This is a genomic window from Psychromonas saccharinae (genome assembly GCF_051201515.1).
In the GTDB taxonomy this organism is placed as follows: domain Bacteria; phylum Pseudomonadota; class Gammaproteobacteria; order Enterobacterales; family Psychromonadaceae; genus Psychromonas.
The window spans coordinates 1,909,919-1,928,401 of record NZ_CP195153.1; the positions used below are offsets into that span (position 1 = coordinate 1,909,919).

Annotated in this window: 12 protein-coding genes; all 12 read left to right on the top strand. The window is 38.6% G+C overall.

Annotated features, from left to right (window positions below; translation table 11 throughout):
* Nucleotides 1-15: 15 nt before the first annotated feature.
* The 12 genes from ACR30L_RS08460 (at nucleotide 16) to ACR30L_RS08515 (ending at nucleotide 18,476) form a co-directional block, all read left to right on the top strand.
* A complete protein-coding gene (locus tag ACR30L_RS08460) occupies nucleotides 16-498 on the top strand; it encodes a phosphatidylglycerophosphatase A family protein (protein WP_435237576.1) in 483 nt (160 codons plus the stop codon).
* 4 nt (nucleotides 499-502) lie between these two features.
* Nucleotides 503-2,002 (top strand): ABC transporter substrate-binding protein, encoded by a 1,500-nt coding sequence (locus tag ACR30L_RS08465; RefSeq protein ID WP_435237577.1) that lies wholly within the window; start codon nucleotides 503-505, stop codon nucleotides 2,000-2,002.
* Nucleotides 2,003-2,378: 376 nt separating this feature from the next.
* A complete protein-coding gene (locus ACR30L_RS08470; RefSeq protein ID WP_435237578.1) occupies nucleotides 2,379-3,737 on the top strand; it encodes a glycoside hydrolase family 30 protein in 1,359 nt (452 codons plus the stop codon).
* 31 nt (nucleotides 3,738-3,768) lie between these two features.
* Nucleotides 3,769-5,199 carry a pyruvate kinase gene (gene pyk / locus ACR30L_RS08475; RefSeq protein WP_435237579.1) on the top strand — a complete coding sequence of 477 codons (1,431 nt, stop codon included), beginning with the start codon at nucleotides 3,769-3,771 and terminating at the stop codon, nucleotides 5,197-5,199.
* A 68-nt stretch (nucleotides 5,200-5,267) separates the two neighbouring features.
* On the top strand, nucleotides 5,268-6,227 hold the full coding sequence (locus ACR30L_RS08480; RefSeq protein WP_435237580.1) for a glucokinase: 960 nt from the start codon (nucleotides 5,268-5,270) through the stop codon (nucleotides 6,225-6,227).
* A 76-nt stretch (nucleotides 6,228-6,303) separates the two neighbouring features.
* Nucleotides 6,304-9,066: a glycoside hydrolase family 3 protein gene (locus ACR30L_RS08485; protein WP_435237581.1), complete on the top strand. Its 2,763-nt coding sequence runs from the start codon at nucleotides 6,304-6,306 to the stop codon at nucleotides 9,064-9,066.
* 297 nt (nucleotides 9,067-9,363) lie between these two features.
* Nucleotides 9,364-11,007 (top strand): ABC transporter substrate-binding protein, encoded by a 1,644-nt coding sequence (locus ACR30L_RS08490; RefSeq protein WP_435237582.1) that lies wholly within the window; start codon nucleotides 9,364-9,366, stop codon nucleotides 11,005-11,007.
* A gap of 55 nt (nucleotides 11,008-11,062) precedes the next feature.
* Nucleotides 11,063-12,037, top strand: a complete 975-nt coding sequence (locus ACR30L_RS08495) for an ABC transporter permease (RefSeq protein WP_435237583.1) — start codon at nucleotides 11,063-11,065, stop codon at nucleotides 12,035-12,037.
* Between the two features lie 9 nt (nucleotides 12,038-12,046).
* Nucleotides 12,047-13,027 (top strand): ABC transporter permease, encoded by a 981-nt coding sequence (locus tag ACR30L_RS08500; RefSeq protein WP_435237584.1) that lies wholly within the window; start codon nucleotides 12,047-12,049, stop codon nucleotides 13,025-13,027.
* Entirely contained in the window at nucleotides 13,024-13,980 is a 957-nt protein-coding gene (locus tag ACR30L_RS08505; protein WP_435237585.1) for an ABC transporter ATP-binding protein, read from the top strand. The genes ACR30L_RS08500 and ACR30L_RS08505 overlap by 4 nt, the downstream gene beginning before the upstream one ends.
* Before the next feature lie 10 nt (nucleotides 13,981-13,990).
* Nucleotides 13,991-14,974: an ABC transporter ATP-binding protein gene (locus tag ACR30L_RS08510; protein ID WP_435237586.1), complete on the top strand. Its 984-nt coding sequence runs from the start codon at nucleotides 13,991-13,993 to the stop codon at nucleotides 14,972-14,974.
* Nucleotides 14,975-15,035: 61 nt separating this feature from the next.
* Complete coding sequence (locus ACR30L_RS08515) at nucleotides 15,036-18,476, top strand: hypothetical protein (protein ID WP_435237587.1); 3,441 nt, start codon at nucleotides 15,036-15,038, stop codon at nucleotides 18,474-18,476.
* Nucleotides 18,477-18,483 lie beyond the last annotated feature (7 nt).

An 18,483-nucleotide genomic window follows, 5' to 3' on the forward strand; every position in this document is an offset into this window, starting at 1 on the left:
GTAATCGTTAATATTATGAAACGTGAAGATTTAAAAGGTTTAAAATTGACCAACCTAGCGCATTTGGCTGCAGTAGGGTTTGGTAGTGGGTTACCTAATAAAGCACCAGGTACGTTTGGCACATTGGCTGCTGTGCCTTTGTATTATTTATTATCATTTCTATCCCTTGAATTGTATATCATTGTTTTAGTGATTAGCAGTTTTGTTGGTTTTTGGATTTGTCATATCACCAGTCGAGCGATGGGCGTTCATGATCATAAAGCCATTGTTTGGGATGAATTCGTGGGTTATTGGATCACCATGGTAATGGTGCCTTTTTCTATTCAGTGGGCGATTGTCGGGTTTATTCTATTTCGTTTCTTTGATATTTTAAAACCGTTTCCGATATCATGGTTAGATAAAAAAGTAGCGGGAGGGTTTGGCATTATGATTGATGATATCGTTGCCGGTATATTCTCTGCTATTGCTTTGCAGTGTTTAATCTATTTTTATGGTTAACCCCTTGTTACGTGCCATTAATTATTTACTGAGTGTATTTTTACTCTGCACCTTACCAATTAGCATGGCCTATGCGATACATGATAAATCGATAGACGCCGTCAAAATTGGTGTAGAACAGCTGCCAACTGTATTTTCTCCCTATGCAGATGTGCCGCTCGATTTGCAATATGTACATCTTTTCTTTGACCCCTTGCTGAGTTGGAATAAAGATAATCGGTTTGAGAAACGTTTAGTCAGCAATTGGAAACCGATTAAAAAAGGGGTGACGCGTTTTTATTTAAAGAAAAATATTACCTTTCATTCCGGTAATGTTTTGACCAGTGAAGATGTCGCCTGGACCTTTAAGCAAATGTTAAAAAAGGGTCATGTTCGTTATTCCTTCGAAGGAATATTTCGGATTAAACCGGTTAATAAAGACAGTTTTGATGTCTATAACAATATTTCAGAGATGCAAATTCTGGATTATTTCACTCATTTTTATGTACTTGATTCTCAGTTTTATGAGAAAAATGCAATCTCACTAGATAAACCTCAAGGAATCGTTGAGGTGGGTGATAATCGATTGTCAATTTCAGGCACAGGGCCTTATAAAATAAAGCAATATAATGCGGCATTAAACCTCGATGTGGTTGCCAATGAGAATTACTGGCAAGGACAAGCAGGGATATCTGAACTTAATTTTATTAAAATTAAATCCGTAAGTTCTCGGACCTTTGCTTTGTTAGGTAATGATATCGATATTAGTGAAATTATTGAAAATGATTTGCTTAAGACGCTTCGTTTAGACCCCTCAAAAGAAGCCGTTAAGGTACCGTCTCCTAATCTACTTTTTTTGACTATTAATAGTAAAAGATCGCCGGTATTTGAGCAACCCAATGTGAGGAAGGCCATTAATTTAGCGATTAATAAACAGGGCATTCTTCAATATTTGCTTGATGATAATGGTCACGTGAGTGCTGTTTATTCGCCTTCTAACGAATATAATATCAAACTTCCCGAGTATGATGTTGACCAAGCAAAAGAATTATTATCTGATGTTGATATGCCTTTAGAAATAACGCTACTTGTTATCTCCGATCCTAGCCATGAGAATAAGAAAATAACTGATGCATTAGTCAATATGATGAAAATATTAGGGATTAAATTAGTCGTAACGGAAGTTAATGATATTAATGAATGGCAAGCGCGCATGCTTGATTTCGATCTAACACTTAATCAATGGCATTCTACTTTGATGGAGAGTCATAATATTTACCATCATCTTTTTCATGATAGTGTCTTATCACATTATTTTAGTACTGTTTTTAAACAGGGAAAGGTTGCAGATAATATAGAGGAACAGATTGCATTTTTCCAAAACATGCAACAGAGCTACCAAATAACTCCCTTGGTATTTCAGAATAAAACATGGGCTGCGGATAAACAGTTTAATTTAAGTGATATTTTTTCAGGGAATGGCATTGCGTATTGGTATTTACTGCAAAAGTCACACCCGCACTAATTGCCTGCTATAAGAATTAAAAAAGTCGCGGCCGTACCTGCACCGCGTTACGGAAAGCCCGTAAAAAAGGCAATATGATGTCTTCAAAACAATGCAATAGTAACCGACCTTTAGCGCTCAACCATGTATATCAATCTACACCTCGCACTAAATCATTTTTCCAGCATAAAAAGTAGTTTATCTATTTAATTGACTTGATATTCTTCTCTGAAAAAATCAAAAATTATTAACTGTTGTCTCATTTAACAGCGTCATAGTATCAATATCGATGTTAATTATTCTGTGATCAACCTCTAAAGTAAGCGCTTTCTTTAGGGTTGTTTAACTATTCATTCTTTATACTAATGCCTTAATTATATTGGCATTGGGGAATAGAATGAAACTTTATCAAACAGTAAAAGACAGTGAATTGCTTTTAAGTCAAACCGAGTTAGGTGATTTACATTCTGGTTATGAACAAGAAGATACGACAACCTATACCGATGCCGGTGAGTTGCATCGCATTTATATGGATGAGTCAAAAACATTTCAAGAGTGGGAAGGTTTTGGTGGTGCTTTTACTGAGTCTGCAGCCGATGTATTAAATAGAATGAGTCCTGAAAAACAAAAAATCATGATGGAAGCCTATTTCCACCCAGAAAAGGGGATTGGTTATAATTTTTGTCGAACTCATATAAATAGTTGTGATTTTTCATTAGAGAATTGGGCGTGTTGTGAAACAGAAGATCCCTTATTAAACGATTTTAATGTGGATCGTGATAAGCAACAAATTATCCCAATGATTGAATGGGCGAAGGCTTTATCCAATGAAGATATTACATTATTTTCTTCACCTTGGAGTCCACCTGCATGGATGAAAACGAATGGTGAAATGAATAATGGTGGACAGTTAAAAGCTGACTATCGCGAAGCTTGGGCGTTATATTATTGTCGATATATTCAAGCAATGGAAAAGCAAGGTATTACAATTTCGGCCATTACAATTCAAAACGAACCGGCTGCGACCCAAGTGTGGGATTCCTGCGTATATAGTGCAGAAGAAGAACGTGATTTTGTGCGAGATTACCTTGGTCCAACATTAGAACAACAAGGACTAGGGCACATTAAGGTGGTTTGTTGGGATCATAATCGTGCTGAAGCCTATGATCGCGCTCAGAAAATGTTTGATGATCCGATCGCAAATAAATATGTTTATGGCATTGGTATTCATTGGTATATGGGGGATAACTATCAAAACTTAAAACTCATCAATGATGTTTATCCCGATAAAAAAATATGGTTTACCGAAGGATGTCAGGAAAATGGACCCCATATTGGTGATTGGCATGTTGGTGAGCGTTATGCACATTCAATGATCAATGATATTAATCACAATACCTCTGCGTGGTGTGATTGGAATTTATTTTTAGATGAAACGGGCGGTCCAAATCATGTAAATAATTTATGTAGTGCCCCGATTATCGCTGATACCGTGAATGACCAAGTTATTATTAATCCTTCCTATTATTATTTTGCACATTTTTCCAAATTTATTGCAAAAGGTGCAAAGCGAATTGCCGTGTGTACGACAACCGATATTATCGAGGCGACAGGGTTCATTAATCCCAATGGTCAGAAAGTTATCGTTGTCTGCAATAGTAGTGAAAAAAGTTTAACCTATGCCTTACATAATATTGATAAAGGTGGTTATATATCAATGTCACCACGCTCAATCCAGACTATTCTTATTGATTAATTAATTGGTTTCTAACTATAAGGTGTAAACAATGACAAGACGTACTAAAATCGTAACAACATTAGGCCCCGCTACAGATAGAGATAATAATTTAGAAAAAATTATTGCCGCTGGTGCCAATATGGTACGAATGAATTTTTCTCATGGCGAAGCGATTGACCACGTTAAACGTGCCAATGAAGTGCGAGAAATAGCGGCAAGATTAGGCAAAGAAGTCGCTATTATGGGCGATCTTCAGGGACCTAAGATTCGCGTTTCAACGTTTAAAGATAATAAAATTTTATTAGCTGTGGGTGACAAGTTCGTGCTCGATAGCGATATTGAAAAAGGCCAAGGTACCCAACAAGCAGTCGGCCTTGATTATAAAACACTACCTCAAGAAGTGACCAATGGTGATGTGTTGTTACTTGATGATGGGCGCGTTCAATTAAAAGTTGAAAGTGTTAGTGGTAATAAAGTAGAAACTGTCGTTACTATCGGTGGACCTCTGTCAAATAATAAAGGCATTAATAAGCAAGGCGGTGGTTTATCTGCACCGGCATTAACTGAAAAAGATAAAAGAGATATTTTAACTGCTGCACAAATCGGGTGTGATTACCTTGCGGTATCTTTTCCTCGCTGTGGTGCTGACTTGCAATATGCGCGTAAACTAGCACAAGAAGCGGGCTGTCATGCCAAAATTGTTGCAAAAGTTGAGCGTGCAGAAGCGGTTGAAACACAAGAAGCATTAGAAGATATCATCTTAGCATCCGACGTAGTAATGGTTGCGCGTGGCGACCTTGGTGTTGAAATCGGTGATGCACGTTTAGTTGGTGTTCAAAAGAATATGATCCGAACAACGCGTCGATTAAACCGTGTGGTGATTACGGCAACACAAATGATGGAGTCGATGATCAATGCGCCAATGCCAACCCGTGCTGAAGTTATGGATGTCGCGAATGCCGTGCTTGATGGTACAGATGCGGTGATGTTATCTGGTGAAACTGCAGCAGGTGCTTATCCCGTTGAAACCGTTAAAGCGATGAGCGAAGTTTGTATCGGTGCTGAAAAACATCCTAGTATTAATGTATCGAATAACCGTATGAATTATACCTTTGAAGATCCCGGTGAAGCATTAGCGATGACGACCATGTTTGCTGCAAATCATACGGTGGGTGTTAAGGCGATTGTAGCATTAACAGCATCGGGTACAACGCCACTATTAATGTCTCGTTTAAGCTCTGGTTTACCTATCTATGCTCTTTCAAGTAATCCTCAAACATTACGTTATTGTGCGCTTTACCGTGGTGTAACACCGGTTGAATTTGATTCAACGACTACCAATAGCAAAGAATATATCAGCACTGCATTACAGACGTTAAAAGACGATGGGTATTTGCACGATGGTGATCTAATTCTATTGACGCATGGTGATGATAACGACGCAGGTTCAACAAATACCTGTAAAATCGTTAAGGTTTAGCCTTTCAATTAAAACGCAGTTGAATCATTCAACTGCGTTTTAGCATTAAATATAGTTAGGAGAAATATATGCTATCAGTTGTTGCTGATGTTGGCGGTACAAATATACGTCTTGCCGTTTGTGAATTAGAAACAGGTCAACTTACTCAAGTTAAAGAGTTTCCATGTGCCCAATTTGATGGTCTTGAAGTTGCCGTGAAACAGTATATTGATACATTAAGTGAAAAAGTCACTGATATTTGTATTGGGATAGCTTGTCCGGTCGATAAGGACCAAGTTGAAATGACTAATTTAAGTTGGTCTTTTTCCAAGCAAGCACTTAAACAATCATTACAGTTAAATTCATTGCATTTAATTAACGATTACACCGCAATTTCGTTGGCCGTGCCATTTTTAAGTGATCTGGAAAAAATAAAAATAGGTGGTGGAGAGCCTATTGTTGATGGTGTTACAGCGGTATTTGGTCCCGGTACTGGATTGGGTGTTTCCCATATTATTAAACAAGATCATAAATGGATTAGTTTAGATGGAGAGGGAGGCCACAGCAGTTTTACCGTTAATACGCGTGAACAAGCGGATATCTTGTTTATTCTGCAAGAGAAATTTGGGCACGTTTCTGCTGAGCGAATTCTTTCTGGACAAGGCTTGGTGAATATTTATGAAAGCTTATGTCAAATAGCGAATCAACCCGCAAAATTTGCACAACCTAAAGATGTCTCCCAAGCCGGTTTGAACGGGCACTGTGAAATTGCGCGCCGAAGTCTTGAAATATTTTGTCAAGTGATGGGCGGTTTTGCTGGTAATTTGGCCTTAAATTTAGCCTGTACGGGTGGGGTTTATATTGCCGGTGGTATTGTGCCGCGTTTTGCTGATTTTTTCCAAGCCAGTGAATTTAGACACTTCTTCGAAGATAAGGGGCGATTTAATGCTTACTTATCAACTATTCCGACGTATTTAATTACCAATGATAATCCTGGTTTATTAGGAGCTTCTGTTTACTTACGCCAGGAATTAGGGTGTAAATTATAATTCAATAGTTTGAATAAGTGTTAATCAACTCAGACTAGCGTTAAAGAATAATAGTGACATATTTATGGTAAATACAATGATATCCAAAGCGCAAAAAGCGCTAGTTCCTGTGAGTCGTCAGGCTGCAGGAGAGGGGATTGTTCTACTAGAGAATAAAGATGATGTATTGCCAATTAGGCAAAATGAGGTCATCTCATTATTTGGTCGTTGTCAAATAGATACCTATCGAAGTGGAACCGGTTCTGGTGGTGCTGTGAATGTCCCCTATGCAGTTAATGCATTAATGGGACTACGTGCTAACGAAAATATTAATATCAATGAACAACTTGCCTTGGTTTATGAGCAGTGGGTTGAACAACATCCCTTTGACGATGGTGGCGGTGGTTGGGCTTCTGAGCCTTGGTTTCAGCAAGAGATGTCACTCACGGCAAAGCTAGTTCAACAAGCTGCGAGTAATTCTGACAAAGCGGTCGTTTTTATTGGACGCACCGCTGGTGAAGATCAAGATAATGCCGATGCGCCGGGCAGTTATCGACTAACGCAGCTTGAAGAGCAAATGTTGATTGATGTTTGTGCGTGTTTTGAAGATGTTATCGTGGTATTCAATGTGTCGAATATCATGGATATGTCTTGGTTATTGAATATCGCCGGAAAAGAGTCAATTAAATCGATACTCTATAACTGGGCAGGGGGAATGGAAGGTGGGCATGCCCTAGCTGACGTTTTGAGTGGAGATGTCTCACCTAGCGGACGTTTAGCCGATACGATTGCTTATCATATTAGCGATTACCCTTCGGCAGCCCATTTCGGCAATCCAAATTATAATTGTTATGTTGAAGATATTTACGTGGGATATCGTTATTTTGAAACCTTCAAACCACAAGCGGTACAATATGAATTTGGTGCGGGTTTATCCTATTCAAAATTTAGCTATGAGTTGATTAGTTCGTATTCTGAAGGTGATGGTATTGACGGTATTTTACATTTTGATATCAAAGTTAAAAATATTTGTGATCAATACAAAGGTAAAGAGGTTATTCAACTTTATTGTCACCCTCCACAGGGGAAACTTGGTAAACCTATTCGGGTGTTAGTTGGTTTTTCAAAATCTAAATTATTGGCTCCTAGCGAAAGTCAAACTCTTCACCTTTCTGTCTCAGTTAAATCTCTTGCTTCTTTTGATGATAGCGGTGTTACAGGCCATCAACATTGTTATGTAATTGAAGCGGGTGACTATCACTTTTATTTGGGGGAAAGTGTTCGAAAAGTAATATTACTTGATACGTTATATCAGCAAGCAACGTTATTGGTTACAGAGGTTTTGCGTGAAGCAATGGCGCCGATTAGATCCTTTAAACGTTTAAAACCTGGAAAATTATTAGCTAACGGTTGTTATGAAGAAAGTTATGAACAGGTACCGCAGCGGACCATTTCATTACAGGCCAGAATGACTGAAAATCAACCCGAACCCATTCCTTATACGGGCGATCAGGGGATTAAATTAATTGATGTTCAAAAAGATAGCGCTTCCTTAGATGCTTTTGTTGGGCAATTTAGTGAGCAAGAATTGGCGACAATAGTACGCGGTGAAGGGATGTGTAGTCCAAAAGTCACGCCGGGGACCGCATCTGCCTTTGGCGGAGTGAGTGATGCACTATTTGATTATGGGATCCCTGTGGTCGCAGCGGCCGATGGTCCCTCGGGTATTCGTATGGATAGTGGACATAAAGCAACGCAAGTACCGATTGGTACGTTACTTTGTTGTACATGGAATCGTGAATTAAATGAAACATTATTCAATTTGGTCGGTAATGAATTATTTGCTAACCAAATTGATACCCTATTAGGGCCGGGAATAAATATTCACCGCCATCCTTTAAATGGTCGTAATTTTGAATACTTCTCTGAAGATCCTTTACTGACCGGCATAATGGGCGCGGCACAAACTCGTGGTTTGAAGCGTGCTGGTGTCAGCGGCACGATTAAACACTTTGCAACTAATGATCAAGAAACAAATCGTCATGGTGTCGATAGTGTTGTTTCTCAACGTGCATTACGAGAAATTCATTTAAAAGGATTTGAAATGGCGGTTAAAGAAGGAGAGGCTTCTTCAATTATGACTAGCTATAATCCTATTAATGGGCATTGGGGGGCTTCTAATTACGATCTTAATACCACTATACTGCGCGGAGAGTGGGGCTATCAAGGTATTGTTATGACCGATTGGTGGGCTAAAATGAACAATCCAATATCTGCTGGAGAAGCGCATTTGCGTTTTACTTCGTATATGTTGCGTGCACAAAATGATCTGTATATGGTGACTGAAAATGATGGGGCTGAATCTAATGCAATGAACGATGATACATTGTCTGCATTAAAAGAAGGGACACTGCAGCTTGGAGAGTTACAACGTTCAGTGTGTAATATTTGCCGTTTCATTTTATCGACTCCGGTGATGCGACGGCCATTGACTGTTTATAAACGGATTAAAACCATTGAGCCCGATCATATAAATAAGCATGACCATGCAATCACTGTCAATCAACCGATATTGGTGAATAGTAAAGTGAATAAATTTATTACAATTCACGTACTATCGTCGGGCATTTATCAAGTGAATGCGGTTGCTAGTTTTGAACGTAATTCATTAGCACAATCGTCCTGTAGCTTAATTTTAAATGATATTTTCTGTATGTCATTGCCTATGCATGGTAGTCAAGGTCAGAGTGTAACCATTGAAGGATTAAAGGTAAGTTTAGACAAGGGGTATTATCTACTTGGCCTTGATTTTGTAAAACGTGGGATGGAACTTGAACAATTAAACTTCATCAAATTATAAATATCGTTTTATTATTTTATTATTTTCTTATTGCTATATCCTCCTTCTAGATATAGCAATATTCTCTATTTCTTTTCCAATCTTTTTAGTTTCAACCTCATAAAAAAATAATTCAATAATTTTTTAGTGTGATCAAAGTATAGATTTACATTAAAGCGGGTTGCCGATGATAAATTGGTGGCATAGTATCACCTAAAGAAAGCGCTTTCTTTGTGTGTTTTATCCTTAATTTATTATTGATATGCAATAAAAAGGTAGCGCTTTCACAGAACTCACTCTAATTACAAAGGATTACTTATGCATACTAAAAAGATTCTCTCTTCCATTGTTTGTGGTCTCCTTATTTCTGCAAATGGTGCGCTAGCTGAAGATTTTAAACAAGGTGGAACACTGACGGTTCCAATCATTAATACTGGGTTCGTTGAAAACTACAATCCTTATACAAGTGGTGGGGTATTTGATGGTGTGCTTTATGAACCTTTGGTGATGTTCAATCTTAAAACAGGTAAAACGGAGTATCGCTTAGCCCAATCTGCAGAATACTCAGAAGATTTGAAAACCATCACGGTCAAATTACGAGATGGTTTAAAATGGTCCGATGGTCAACCTTTGACTGCTAAGGATGTTGTTTACAGTTATACCATGCCAAAAGATGTCCCTGCCTTTGATCAAAAAGCAATTTGGACAACGGGCATTTTAGAAAGTGTGGCGGCAACGGATCCAACAACAATTGTATTTAAATTAACAAAACCGGATTCAACTTTTATCTGGGGATTAACGAATTACCACATTGTACCTGAACATATTTGGGGAAAAGTGTCTGCGAAAGAATTACCTACCTTTAAAAACTTAAGTCATGTAGGCAGTGGTCCATTAACCGATGTGAAATATTTAAAAGCGCAACAAATGGAGCTTTGTCGTAACGATAATTATTATTTAGCAGGGCGACCATACATCGATTGTATGACCTTCCGTTCTTATAATGATAATTCTCAAATTCAACCGGCATTAATGAAAGGTGAAATTGATTGGGGCTCGAATTTTATTGCAGATATTGATAATACCTTTGTTAAAGCTGATCCGGAAAATAATCACTATTGGTATCCTGCAAATGATGCCATTCATTTATACGTGAACACCAAAGTAAAACCTTTTGATGATTTACGCGTTCGCCAAGCCTTATCAATGGCATTGGATCGTGATGCAATTGTTGATATCGCTGCATATGGTTATCCAATTGCAAACTTCAATGCAGGCGGAATTGCTGAGCTTTACGAAAATTATATCGATAAAGATGTTACTGAAAAATACAAATCGTTAACCACTTATAATCCCGAAAAAGCGATGAAAATGTTGGATGATGCAGGTTATAAAGATACCGATGGAGATGGTTTTAGAGAGCTAAAAGATGGTAAAGATATTGTTTTTGATATTAATGTCGTCAATGGTTGGACGGATTGGATCCAAGTGGTTCAAATGGTCACTGAATATTATGAAGAGATCGGCATTAAAGCGAATGTGAAAACGGTTGATTGGTCTATTTATGACAGTGGTTTAAAAAACAGTGATTACACCATGTCTATTAATTGGTCTATGGTCGCAACAAATCCCATTACGGCTTATCAAGCTTACTTCTCTACATCGCAAATAGGTAAAAGTTGGCATGCTGGCCACGGCGTTCATTCCCCTGAAATTGATACCTTGATTGATAGTTTTGGTTTAACCAATGATAAACAAAAACAACAAGCTATTTTAGATCAGCTACAGGTTTATACTGCTGAAAATTTACCTTTTATTCCCTTGTTTTCAAATGCAACTTGGTTCCAATACAGCACCGCTAAATTTGTTGGCTGGCCAAGTGAAAAAGACCCATACGTACAACCGAGTTTTTATGATGGTGGTAACCGTAATTTAATTATTAACCAACTTCATCTTAAATAACTTTTAGACAAAGCATAAGGGCTACGGCGTAGCTCTTTCACTATTGGACAATCTTATGAGTTTTATATTACGCAGACTTAGTTTTTACTTCACCGCTTTTCTATTAGCCATCTCATTTAATTTTTTTCTACCAAGAATGATGCCTGGCGATCCAATTGAAGCCATGTTTGCTGCCGCACAGGGGAAAATGGATATTGCTCAAATGGATGCGGTCAGAGAAATGTATGGATTTATGGATGGTTCTTTATTTGAACAATACATTTCCTATATGCAAAGTGTATTTACCTTAGACCTTGGTCCGTCGGTATTAATGTTTCCGATTGATGTGACGACGGTTGTGGGGATGGCGCTACCTTGGACGATGTTTCTGGCCTTGGGCTCATTAATTGTGGCGCTTATTATGGGAGTTAGTATTGGCACCTATGCTTCATACCGTCGTGAAGGTTTCTTTGGACAATTTGTTCCACCGTTTTTAGCATTTATCAGTAACTTTCCGTATATCGTCACAGCGTTATTATTATTTTATTTTTTCGGTTTGAAAATGGAATTATTGCCCTTGGCTTATACCTATGACCCTTCCTTAGATCCGGGTTTTTCTCTCGCATTTATCGGCAGTGTCTTAAAGCATGCGATTTTACCGATGGGATCGATGATATTAGTCGGTATTTCTACCTGGGTTTTTAATATGCGTAACGCAATGATTAATGTGTTAGGTGAAGATTACGTCACCATGGCCGAGGCGAAGGGACTAAGTAGCTTCCGTGTTATGTATCGCTATGCTGGACGTAATGCGATATTGCCCGTTGCGACTGCGATTGCAATGGCAATTGGTTTTTCATTTGCTGGGTCAATTATGACCGAGGTGGTATTCAACTATCAAGGGTTAGGAAATATCTTATTGAAGGGCATTATGGCGCGTGATTATCCGCTGATTCAAGCCATCCTGTTGATTCTTGTTACCGCTGTGCTAACCGCCAACTTTATAGCCGATTTACTTTACGTGTGGCTTGATCCTCGAATTTCTAAATAAGGTCTCAATATGAATAATTCAACAAACTCAGATTCCTTGGCAGCGGTAGCCGCTGAACCCAATGTGTTTATCAAAAAATGCAGTGCAATTTGGCAAGCAACGAAAGCTTTTTTTAATGGTAATCCACCGGCTATTATTGGTGTGTTTTTAATCACGGTTATTATATTAGGCGCATTATTTGCTCCGGTACTATCTACTCATAATCCTGATAAACGTGTTGCTAGACCCTCAATTGCACCAAATGCTGAATATGTATTAGGGACAACGCGTAATGGTCGTGATGTTTATAGCCAGTTACTTTATGGTGCGAGAAAATCGCTTACGGTGGCATTATTTGCTGGAATTATTGCCATGACAATTGCGATAGCTGTGGGGGTTACCTCTGGTTATTTGGGAGGGAAAATTGATGAATGGATGAACTTTATTACTAATGTGTTTTTAGTTTTTCCACAATTACCGCTATTAATTGTACTCGCTGCCTTTTTGGGGCAGGTCGGATCGATGGTGATCACTGTGTTGCTCGGGGTTACTTCCTGGCCGTGGGGCGCAAGAGTGATCCGTTCACAAACCATGGCTATTCGTAATAAAGAATTCATTATCTCTGCAGAGGTCATGGGCGAATCTAAAATTCGAATTATTCTCGTTGAGATCTTGCCTAATCTCATTTCAATTGTATTCGGTGGATTTTTAGGGACTGTAATTTATGCCATGGGAGCTGAAGCTGGTCTGGGCATATTAGGTCTTGGTGATGCGACCGAAGTCAGTTGGGGATCCATGCTTTATTGGGCGCAAGTCTCATCTTCTTTATACACGGGAGCGTGGTGGGAAATGATTGTACCTGCAATTGCATTAGCATTGACCGGTGGTGCCTTAGCATTGATTAATATGTCGATTGACCAAGTAAGTAATCCAAAACTTAAAACGGGCTCACATATGAAATTATGGAAAAAAATGAAACTTACAGCTGATAAACGTCGAGGTCTGGTATGAAGCAACCACTATTAGCAATAAATAATCTCTGTGTTGATTACGTTTCTCCCAATGGTGTAGCGCGTGCAGTTAATAATGTGAATTTAACCATTGCACCGGGTGAAACACTCGGTATTGCAGGGGAATCAGGATGTGGTAAAAGTACCTTAGCTTTTGCCATTGCTCGATTACATAAAGCACCTGCTTTAATTTCCGAAGGTGAAATTCTATATAACGGTCGTGATATTTTGAAAATGTCCGATAAAGCGCTACGTGATTTCCGCTGGAATGATGTATCCGTTGTCTTTCAAAGTGCAATGAACTCATTAAATCCCGTTATTACTATTGGAGAGCAGTTAACCGATGTGATTTTAGCGCATAAAAAAGTCTCCCTAAAAGATGCCACGATTAAAGCAAAAGAGCTGCTTGAAATTGTTGGTATTCATGGCGATCGACTTAGTAGTTTTCCACATCAATTAAGTGGCGGAATGAGACAGCGTGTGGTTATCGCCGTTGCATTAGCATTAGAGCCTAAATTAATCATTATGGATGAACCGACAACGGCATTAGATGTGGTGGTTGAACGTGAAATTTTAAATGAGCTTTATGACTTAAAAGAAAAATTTGGCTTTTCGATTCTCTTTATTAGCCATGATTTGAGTTTAATGGGTGAAATTGCCGATCGTATTGGTGTGATGTATGCGGGTAATTTAATTGAACTCGGTGATGCGAAAACCGTGTTTAGTAAGCCCTCGCATCCCTATACAAAGGGGTTAATTGCGTCTTTCCCAACGATTCACGGGCCAAAGGAGCGTTTGTACGGTATTCCAGGTGATCCCGTTAATTTATTAAATTTACCGACGGGATGTAACTTTCAAGCACGCTGTACTGAATGCATGGAAGTTTGCAAAGAAAAACAACCTGAGCTTCAACAGCTAAATCCAGGTTATCTCGCTGCGTGCCATATTTTATAAGGAATCACATATGGAAAAGTTAAATACACCTGAAGTTGTACTTTCAGTTAATCATTTAGTTAAAGATTTTCCCGTTGGTCAATCTACTAGTAAAAATAGCTATATGCGCGCAGTCAATGACGTATCCTTTGATTTATGTAAAGGTGAAGCATTGGCCATTGTTGGTGAGTCAGGCTCAGGTAAAAGCACTGGGGCACGTGTGTTGACTCGTATTTATGATAAAACCGATGGTGAAATTATTTTCAAAGGTAAGCCATTAGACGAATTTATCAAAGACAATGGTACCTTAGAATATGCGCGTCAAGTTCAAATGATATTTCAAGACCCGTTTGGCTCACTTAATCCTGTTCATTCCATTTATCATCATATAGCGCGTCCATTATTGATTCATAAACGTACGGATAAAAGCAATGTTGAAAAAATGGTGCTTGAGTTATTAGAATTGGTTGGATTATTTCCAGCCGTTGAAACATCGCAAAAATTTCCCCACGAACTCAGTGGCGGTCAACGTCAACGGGTTGCAATTGCTCGTGCATTGGCGGTTGATCCAGAAGTTATTTTAGCCGATGAACCTATTTCAATGCTCGATGTGTCAGTGCGACTTGGTATCTTGAATTTAATGGCCGATTTAAAAGATAAACATGGCATTTCATTTATGTATATCACCCATGATATTGCGACAGCCCGTTATTTTGCTGAAAAAACAGCGGTGATGTACGTTGGACATATGGTGGAGTGGGGTAACAGTGACAAGGTGACGCAAACACCGCAGCATCCTTACACCAAATTATTATTATCAGCGGTACCTGAAGCGGGCAAAAGTGGACGTCGTGAATTAGGTGCGAAAAAGGGTGAAATTCCAATGTGGCGACCTGATACAAAAGGTTGTCCCTTTGCCGCACGTTGTCCAAATGCTATTGATATTTGTAATGATAGTTTTCCAGCAGTGAATCAAATTGCTGAAGATCATTTTATTCGTTGCCACAATATCTAAATCATCGATGGTATATGTTATTATAGCTTTAAGAAAGCGCTTACTTTAAATTGGGTTTATTATGACAAACAAAAATATAAATTTTTCATCGAAGGCTGTTTCAGGGCATTTTGTTGAAATCGAGGGTGATAAATATTACCAAATTAAACATTCAGACCAAATGGCGCCATTTTTCATTAGTGTTGTTTCTGCTAGCGACCATTGGTTATTTATCTCTTCTACTGGGTGTTTATCGGCAGGGCGTATTCGTCCAGAAAATGCATTATTTCCATATAAATCGGTAGATTACATTCATGAAAGTGCTGAAAATACCGGCAGTAAAACCGTTGTAAGGGTACAAACCGATAGTGGTATTAAACAGTGGGAACCGTTTAATCTTCAACATAATAATTTTTATAACCTTGAGCGTAATATGTATAAAAATATTGCGGGTGATAAGATTATTTTTGAAGAAATTAATCTTGATTTAGGGTTAAATTTTAAATATCAATGGGCTACAAGTGAACAATTTGGTTTTGTCCGTTCTTCTACATTAGTGAATGTAAGTGGGCAAACCGTAGACCTAGAACTCATTGATGGTATTCAAAATATTGTGCCGCCTAATGCACCACTTGCGTTAATGCAAACCAGTAGCGCATTGCTAGATGCTTATAAATGGAATGAGTTAATGGCTAATACAACCTTGGCCAGTTACAGCTTATATGCAAAATTAAGCGACCGTGCCGATCCGGCTGAATCACTTCGTGCAGCAACGGTGTTTAGTGTCGCTGATAATTATGAATCCATCTTACTGTCGAGTGAGCAATTAGGCGCATTCCGACAGGGGAAAGCGATTCAAACTGAACCATTAAAACGGGGTTTACGTGGCGCTTATTTTATTCATAAAAAATGCACGTTGGGTGCTGGACAGTGTGAACAATGGAGAATCGTTGCTGATATTGATAAAACCCACAGTGATATTGTTGCACTATTGCAGGATGTAAACGCCACTGAAACACTTAATCGCAAAATTAGTGAATCTATGGAAGCGAATCATCAAGATCTATTGATGTTAATGGCTGGCAGTGATGCTTATCAAAAAACTGCGGAAGAAGCGACAACGGTTCACCACTATGCGAATGTATTATTTAATAATATGCGTGGTGGTGTGGTGGTTAATCATTATTGGGTGGAAAAAGCTGACCTTATTAAAACCTTTGGTTTCACCAATAAAGTAGTTGCAGAAAAACACCGTGATTTCTTGACTCAATTACCAGAGCGTATCGATTATCAAGTATTGATCGAATCGGCGATGCAGGAAAATGATGAACAACTGGTGCGTTTATGTCATGAGTATTTGCCCTTAACCTTTGGTCGTCGTCATGGCGATCCAAGTCGTCCTTGGAATCATTTTGAAATTAAATTAAAAGATGAAAATGGCGATCGTTTATTATCGTATCAAGGTAACTGGCGAGATATTTTTCAAAATTGGGAAGCGCTTGGATTAAGTTATCCAAACTTTGTTAAATCGTTTATTTCTAAATTTGTGAATGCCTCAACCATTGATGGTTATAACCCTTACCGTATCACTAAAGCGGGTATCGATTGGGAAATGTTAGAAGAAGACGATGCCTGGAGCAATATTGGTTACTGGGGCGATCATCAAATTATTTATCTTCAAAAGTTTCTCGAGCTTTCAGCTAAATACCAACCACAGGAACTCAATGCTTTATTAAATGCCGATATATTTAGTTATGCCAATGTGCCATACGAAATAGAAGGTGTTGATAAACTATTTGCGGACCCAAAAAATACGGTTATTTTTAACAATGACAAACAGGACTTGATTGAAAAACGTATTGCTGAACTAGGCAGTGATGGGCGTCTATTGTTAAATGCTGATAACCGTGTTTATCAAGTGAACTTAACTGAAAAACTATTGGTTCCGTTACTATCAAAACTGAGTAATCTGGTGATTGATGGCGGTATTTGGTTGAATACTCAACGTCCTGAATGGAATGATGCGAATAATGCAATTGTGGGAACTGGGCTATCAATGGTGACCCTATATTACATGCGTCGTTATGTTGCGTTCTTGCAGGAATTATTAGTGAACAATGAAGGAAAAGTATCGCTGTCTACGGAGTTGGCACAATGGTTAATGGACACCGTGGATATTCTTAATCAAGCCAATCTATTACTTGAACAAGGTTCTGTGGGTAATAAAGATCGGCACACTATTTTGCTTAAATTGACGAGTGCTGCTGCTGCGTATCGCCAAACTGTCTATCAATCTGGTTTCTCGGGTAAAAAGTTAGTAGCAACAAATATTATCGTTGATATGCTCACCGTGAGTTTAAAGGTGATGGATAAAACGATTGAAAGTAATCGCCGTGAAGACGGTTTATATAATGCATATAATATAATTGATTACACGAATGACAGTGTCGATGTGAAATTTCTTTATCCTATGCTTGAAGGGCAAGTCGCGGTGTTATCTGCTGGTGTGTTATCACCTAAAGAAGCTGTTACTTTACTTGATACATTATATGCAAGTGAGATGTACCGTGCCGATCAAAAAACCTTTATGCTTTATCCCGACCGTGATTTAACTCACTTTGAGAATAAGAATACTATTAGTAATGATCGTGTGAATAATAATGTGTTACTAACACAAATGGTTGAACAGGGTGACCGTCGAATCATTGAGAAAGATGTACAGGGTGGTTATCATTTTAATGCAAACTTTGAAAATGCAGGTGCGTTAAAAACTGCCTTGAAAGAGGTTAACTCGGATAATACAGATGCAATAAATGATATTTTGGTTGTCTACGAAGAAGTCTTCAATCATCAGGCTTTCACTGGGCGTTCAGGAACGATGTTTGCCTATGAAGGACTTGGTTCTATTTATTGGCACATGGTCTCTAAGCTGTTGTTGGCGACCCAAGAAAATTATATGACAGCAGTTAAACTAGATGCCACTGCGCCTGAAGTTGCTCAGCTTTCTGATTATTATTATAAAGTACGCGAAGGTATTGGCTTTAATAAAACCCCCGATGTATATGGTGCTTTCCCAACCGACCCCTATTCTCATACCCCTAAACAAGCTGGCGCACAGCAACCGGGTATGACAGGTCAGGTGAAGGAGGAGATCCTGACGCGTTTTGGTGAATTAGGTCTTATTGTTCAAGATGGCCAAATACACTTTCAACCTTCTTTACTAAAAGACACTGAGTTTTTAACTGAAAGCGATACATTTACGTTTATTAATTTAGACGGAGAGTACGAAACGATTGCACTCGCTCCTCGAACCCTAGGGTTTACCTATTGCCAAATTCCATTTGTTTATCAATTGACCGATGGCGAGGCAAAAATTACTGTTACGACTTCTAATCGTAGGGAGCATAAACAGTTCGATTCACTTGTTGTAGATCCTCTTATTAGTCAGCAAATATTTGCACGTCATGGTGAAATTAAGCGTGTCAACGTGTCACTTCCTCGTGCTTTGTTACTTAATAAATAATGAGGAA